We start from the raw sequence: 6,532 nt of genomic DNA, 5'->3' as shown, positions 1-6,532 counted from the left end.
ACAAAACGATTACACCACTCCACAGGACTTGACCTGAGCAAGAGCACGTTCTACAATTGACGCATAAGTTCAAGGAGGTTCGCATGACCGCTTACGATCACTCGTCGGGGTACACCTACGGCACCGATGCCGTCCCCACGTCTCCGCTCACACTCGAGGATCTACGCCAGATTGAGGCCGCCGCGCACGTCCAGCCCGGTGACGCAGAGCTGCTCGCGCGAGCAGAACCCATCCTGGCGCCGCATGCCATGGAAATGGTCGACACGTGGCGCGGGATTTTGGCTCAAAAGACCTACCTGGCAGCACATTCCGCGCATCCGGATGGACAGCCGAACCCCGAGTACGCGCAGGCGTCAAAGCCCCGATTCGCCCAGTGGATCATCGACATGTGCACGCGCGAGCGGGATCAGGCGTGGTTGGACTACCAGTACCTGATCGGAGCTCGACACATGACCGCGGCGAAGAACGCGGCGGATGGGGCGGACTCGACGCCATTCGTGCCTCTGCGCTACGTGCTCGCCTTCATCGCGCCGACTGTGGAGGTCGGGCACCGTCTCCTGGCGGAGGGCTTCGAGGGCGCAGAACTGGACGCTGTCCGTGACGCGTGGACTCGCGCTGTGACTGTCGCCGTGACAGTGTGGGCGTATGCCTACCGCGATCACCCCGAGCAATTCTGATCCGGCGCTCGCCACCTACGACTCCCCCATCGGCCGCCTCACGCTTGATAGCGGTGTATTCGTCTTTCGCACTCTCTGACTGCTCTCCCTGGAAGCCTCAGTGGCTTCCAGGGAGAGCTTTCTTTCTGGGTTATAGGACACTACGTGTTGCTGGTTGGGTGACTTTTCGGCTTTCTGGTGCGGGAAAGTCACTCTTTCAGTTGGTCGTGTTTGCCTCGTTCCTGTGAATACTGCATCGTGCTCTGTGTGTGGCTGCCCCATGATCCGTCACGGTAAGAAGTCAACAGGAGGTCCTTTGAAGATCGCGGTGGTAGAAGTCCGCTCATCATCAAGGACCTCGACCTCTACCCACAACCCCCGACCAATACCTGGTCACCCACACTAGTACCACCCAAACGAGGCAGGTACACGCTAGAGGACCGCGTTGCCGTCCACCGCTGCTGCATCGACCTAACCCTGCTCCAAATGGCCACAGGGCTGCGCGTAAGCGAAGCAAGAACTCTCATGTGGGACGACATCATCACCGACGACCAAAACCGCCCAGCGTGCATTATTCGGGCTGAAAACGCCAAGACAGGCACCACCCGCGTCGCGGCTCTCGTCGAGCCTGCGGTCTATGAGCACCTTACCCGTAGACGAGATGAAGTCGGTGGAGCCTACGTTGTGGGCGCACCGCTCAACCCAGACACCGAGTGGGACAGATACAACGCTCAGAAGGCTCTCAAGGCGTTCTACAAGGATCTGGCTCGCGACTGCGGAGTGCCTCTGCTGGAGACCCACCGCACCCACGTCTGGAGAACCACCCTCAACACCATGTACCGCACGGACGTAGACGCGCTACTGCGTGCTCGAACGCTCGGCCACTCGGTCGATGTGAACGCACAGGCATACTCAGACCTGTCAGACCTCACAACGCTGTACGAGGCAGCCCGAGCACGGCGTAGGGAGGAAAGGTAGTCCCTACCTTATTCCCTATCTTTCGTGAGGATATGCCGGTAACTTCAAGTATCTTTAGGGAAGGATAAGGGGACGGTTACCGCACAATATCAACGATTACTTGGCTGTATCTCACTGTTTCATTAAAAAGAGATGCAGACCCCGGAGGTCGCAGGTTCAAATCCTGTCCCCGCAACGGATAGCTCCCGATAGCTTTTAGCTATCGGGAGTTTTTTTATTCCCCAAAACCCGCGCTCCCGCCGACCTGTCTCCTTCTGCTGTCCTCCCGTCACCTTCCGACCGCCGGTCTGCCTTCTTTCGCCACCTTCCTGCACCTTTCCTGTCGGCGACCTGTCTTCATTTGCCGCCTACTTTTCTTCTTCTTGTGCTACCTTTCTGCCGCCTGCTGGGCGGCTTTCTTTATATCTCCTGCCTCTCCGTATCTCCTGCCTTCTGTAATCTGCGGAGGGGGTCTTCTGAACCTTGTCGGGGCGGTGCTTCGGGGAGACTGATGGGGGGGGGCAGCCTGCTGCCCCTTCCGGGGTGCTTGAGGTGGATCTTTCGGCCTCTCGAAACCCCTCTTGAAACCTCCTCACGGAATTTCATAGAACCGTCGTGAAAGTACCCTGGACTGGTTTCGGAACGTCTCCCGATGCGTCTTTCGAGGTATTCCTCAGTCCGTCTATCGGGGCTTCAAGCGGGTGTGCCCATGGGGGTGGTGGAGTCACTTCCGAGCGGTTGCTGGAGGGTGGTTACGCCTTCTTGAGACGCTGCTTTTGAGCTCCTTGAAAGGGGATCTGAAAGGGGTCCTGAAGGGGGCTCTGGGGCGGGTCTCAAGAGCGTGATGAGGGGTCCGATAGGATGCCTGGGTGGGGGAGTGGCGAGGGGGCTGTTTTTGCCTCAAAGTGCATTCTCAAAGTGGAATATGCGAAAGGTGCCTATATTCCGGGCTTGGAAATCACCCGTTTTGCCCCGGAATTCCGCGGTTTTTGGCAAAAATTGGGCTTCGAGTGCAACAATTCACTCTGAAAGTGATTGTAATCACATACGAAACATTCAAGTTAATTGTAGAGTTTTTTGAAACTCTTTCAAAAAACGCTCAAAAACCCCGGAAAATCAAGGAAAAATAGCCCATTCAACCTCTACTTGAGGGTGATTCAAGTTAAACTAGAAGCTTAGAAAAAGCTCTTGTTAAGATTGAATCTTGTTCGATACCCAAAAATAGCCCCAAAAAACCGCTGGAAAAGGCTTTTTGACCTGGTAGCTTTGAGTACGTGGTCACCGCGGTCCGCCGCGTAGCTCTCCGAAATGAATACTGCAGCCCTCCATCACATGAGGACGTCCCCGCAACACACACGGGACGGTTACTGGACTTGCTCCATGCGGCATCACATTCGCAGGCCGACCGCCTATAGGCTTCTCACCTATAGACCACCTATCACTCAACCACTCTCGGGCGTCCGCGCCCCACGAAACACCAACAACGAGGACAACCCATGGCACTTCGCCCCCGCACTGTTAAGGCTGGCTCTCTCGCAGTCATCGCTGTACCCTCCGTGCTCGGTAGCACCCTGGTAGCACCCGCTTCCGCATTCGCACCCGTCGTTCAGGACATCCCCGGCGCAGCTACCCAGGCCCCGAAGTCCCTGTTCACCTCCACCGTGCAGCCCACCCTCTCGCAGGTTGCTGTGCAGATCCGCCAGCAGGCAGAACAGGCAAAGCAGACTCAGCAGGCTCCCGCAACGACCGCGGTTCAGCCCATCCAGAAGACCTACACCGCTCAGGCAACTCAGCAGGCAACCCCCTCGGCTACCTTCCAGTCCGCACAGGCGGCTCAGGCATCCGCTCAGCCCACCCTGGCACAGGTTGCCCAGACCCCCGCCGCTCAGCCCGCGCAGACTGCACAGGCTACCCAGGCGGCATCCGGTGTGGCGGCAACCCGCACCAACCAGACTTTCCTGTCCTACACCTCCCCGGCGGGTATCACCTCGCAGTACCACGTCTACGCTGAGGGTGTGGACTTCTCCAAGCCCGTTGGCGTGGTCTTCTACTTCGATGGTGACTACTGGCGCAACGACCAGTCCAAGGTCTACGACCCCTCCGGTGAACTGGCTCAGATGGCTGCATCCGCTGCGGCACAGAACATGCTGTTCGTGCCCGTCATCTCCCCGGATACCAACCGTTACGATGCTGGCGTGACCTGGTGGGAAAACATGGACCGTAACGGCGAGTTCTTCCGCTCCTTTGCTTCCTCCTTCATCGCGGCTAACGGCGTGGATTCCTCCAACGTGTGGACCATGGGCTACTCCGGTGGCGCCGAGTTCATCACCTACGAGCTGAACACTAAGCCCCAGACCTGGCGCAATGGCGGCGGCTCCATTATGGTCGCTGGCGGCGGCCTGGACGAGGGCACCCCCTCGGCTGCGCTGAAGTCCCAGCCCATGTTCTGGTACGCAAACTCGAACGACGGTACCGGTGAGACCTACCCGCAGACCTGGAGCGCACGAGGCGCCGTTGAGGGCGGCTACAACGCATACCGCAACGCCGGCTACACCAACGCTTCCGCGACCGTTCTGAACGGCTCGGGCCACTTCGACTACAACTTCTCCGAGATTCTGAGTAACTCGCTCACCAAGGGTAAGGCAACCGCCGCTCCCAAGGTCGAGCAGAAGGCTGATCAGAAGAGCGAACAGAAGTCTGAGCAGAAGCAGAACACTCAGCGTGCCCGCACCATGAGCTCCGCAACCTACCAGAGCTACACCTCCCCGGCGGGCACCACCTCCCAGTACCACGTGTACGCGAACAACCTGGACTACTCCAAGCCCGTTGGCGTGGTCTTCTACTTCGACGGTGACTACTGGCAGCGTGACGAGTCCAAAGTCTACACCCCCGACGAGGGCATGCTCGCGGCGATGGGCAAGATCGCTAACGCCCGCAACATGGTCTTCGTACCGGTTATCTCCCCGGACACCAACGCATCCGGTGACGGCATCACCTGGTGGGAAGACATGAACACCAACGGTGAGTTCTTCCGCTCCTTCGCGAAGTCCTTCGTGAGCGAGAACAACCTGGACGCATCCCAGGTATGGACCATGGGCTACTCCGGTGGCGCTGAGTTCATCACCTACGAGCTGACCGACCACAACACCGCATGGCGTAACGGCGGCGGCTCCATCATGGTTGCAGGCGGTGACTCGGACGGCTCCGTGGACGCTGACGCAACCACCAAGGCATCCCCGATGTACTGGTGGGTTGGCGCTAATGACACCTCCGGTAACACCAACCCCGTCACCTGGAGCGCACGAGGCGCAGTCGAGTCCGGCTACAACGCATACCTGGGCGCTGGCTTCTCCGACGCCCGCGTGAAGCTGATTGACGGCTTCAGCCACCACGACTACGACCTGCCACACATCCTGGCATCCTCCCTGGACTTCGCCGGTAAGACCCCCGCACTGGGCTACAGCGACCTGTCCGACTCGAACCCGAACTACAACGAGATCAGCTGGAACTCTGATCACCGCATCATGCTCGGCTTCGCGGACGGCACCTTCCGCCCGAACGCATCGGTCAACCGTGCGCAGCTGGCCACCTACCTGTACCGCGTGGCTGGTCGCCCCGCCGTGAACGCACCGGCTGTTTCGCCGTTCAGCGATGTTCCGGTCAACCACCCCGCGTACAAGGAGATTTTCTGGCTGAGCCAGCAGGGCATCAGCGGTAGCGACTTCCGCCCCCTGGAGGCCGTCACCGAGTCCACCATGGCTGAGTTCATGTACCGTGCGGCCGGCTCCCCGGCACAGGCTCAGGGCGGCTACGCGTCCCAGGCTCTGGCATGGGCCGCCTCCAACGGTATCGGTACCGGCTCCACCTCTTCGGACGCGGTCACCCGCTCCGCTATGGCTGGTTACCTGTACATCTACGCTAACTAAGGCGCATGGCCCCTAACGCATAAAGATCCGCCCCGCTCCTGAAATTCAGGAACGGGGCGGTTCTTTCTATAGGTTTAGCTCAAGAAGCTATACGCTAGACCAAGCTTAGAAGATCCTAGGCTTAGAGGGTCTGGGTGGGGGATTCCACAGCCAGGGGAGCCGGAGCTGCCGGAGCGTTCTTTGCCTTCAGAGCAGCCAGGCGAGCGTCCAGCTCGGTGTCGCGCTCCATCTGGTCCAGGGTGTTGAACTGTGCGTCCAGGGAGGAAGCTGCCAGCTCCTGCTGACCGATGACGCGTGCCTCTTCGCGGCGAACCTTCTCTTCGAAGCGGCTCATCTCGCTGGTCGGGTCCAGAACGTCGAACGCCTTCAGAGCGTCGTTCACCTGGGTCTGAGCTGCTGCAGTCTTCTGACGTGCGGTCAGCTCATCGCGCTTGTACTTGACCTCTTCAAGCTTGGAGCGCATCTTCTCCAGGCCGTCCTTGAGCTGGTTGACAACCTGAGTCTGAGAAGTCAGCTGAGGCTCAACAGCCTGCGCAGCCTTCTCAGCCAGCAGCTGCTTGTTCAGAGCGATCTTCGCGAGGTTATCGAACTTGTCAGCGTTGGCAACGTCGCCAGCTGCGCGGAACTCATCAGCCTTGTTAGAAGCTGCCAGAGCCTTGGTGCCCCACTCCTGAGCGGTCTTGACGTCCTCAGCGTGGTCCTTCTCGAGCAGACGCAGGTTGCCGATGGTCTGTGCTACTGCAGCCTCCGCCTCGCGGATGTTGTTGGTGTAGTCACGAACCATCTGGTCCAGCATCTTCTCCGGGTCCTCAGCTGCATCAATCAGAGCGTTGATGTTTGCCTTAGCGAGCTGTGCAATACGGCCGAAGATGGTCTGCTTAGCCATAATCTCCTACTTTCTGTTCACGGGCTGCGGGGGAGCACTACGCTCCTCGTGAGCCGTGCCCGTATAACTAATTATGTGGCAGATTTCTGGGTGCATGCTGTGAAAAT

The 6,532-nt window shown here is 59.1% G+C and carries 4 protein-coding genes; 3 read left to right on the top strand and 1 reads right to left on the bottom strand.

Annotated elements, in window-relative coordinates; all coding sequences use genetic code 11:
- Window positions 1-83: 83 nt before the first annotated feature.
- The 3 genes from HMPREF2999_RS02115 to HMPREF2999_RS02105 all read left to right on the top strand — a co-directional run bounded on the left by HMPREF2999_RS02115 (window position 84) and on the right by HMPREF2999_RS02105 (window position 5,539).
- Complete coding sequence (locus HMPREF2999_RS02115) at window positions 84-677, top strand: protoglobin domain-containing protein (protein WP_005505324.1); 594 nt, start codon at window positions 84-86, stop codon at window positions 675-677.
- 324 nt (window positions 678-1,001) lie between these two features.
- Complete coding sequence (locus HMPREF2999_RS02110) at window positions 1,002-1,634, top strand: site-specific integrase (protein ID WP_314684801.1); 633 nt, start codon at window positions 1,002-1,004, stop codon at window positions 1,632-1,634.
- A gap of 1,475 nt (window positions 1,635-3,109) precedes the next feature.
- A complete protein-coding gene (locus tag HMPREF2999_RS02105; RefSeq protein ID WP_070675982.1) occupies window positions 3,110-5,539 on the top strand; it encodes an S-layer homology domain-containing protein in 2,430 nt (809 codons plus the stop codon).
- Between the two features lie 121 nt (window positions 5,540-5,660).
- Here HMPREF2999_RS02105 and HMPREF2999_RS02100 read toward each other — a convergent pair whose 3' ends face one another.
- Complete coding sequence (locus HMPREF2999_RS02100; protein ID WP_070675984.1) at window positions 5,661-6,425, bottom strand: PspA/IM30 family protein; 765 nt, start codon at window positions 6,423-6,425, stop codon at window positions 5,661-5,663.
- Between the last annotated feature and the right edge of the window lie 107 nt (window positions 6,426-6,532).

Source organism: Rothia sp. HMSC066H02 (assembly GCF_001814995.1).
GTDB lineage: Bacteria > Actinomycetota > Actinomycetes > Actinomycetales > Micrococcaceae > Rothia > Rothia mucilaginosa.
This window is presented reverse-complemented; position numbering and strand designations above follow the sequence as displayed.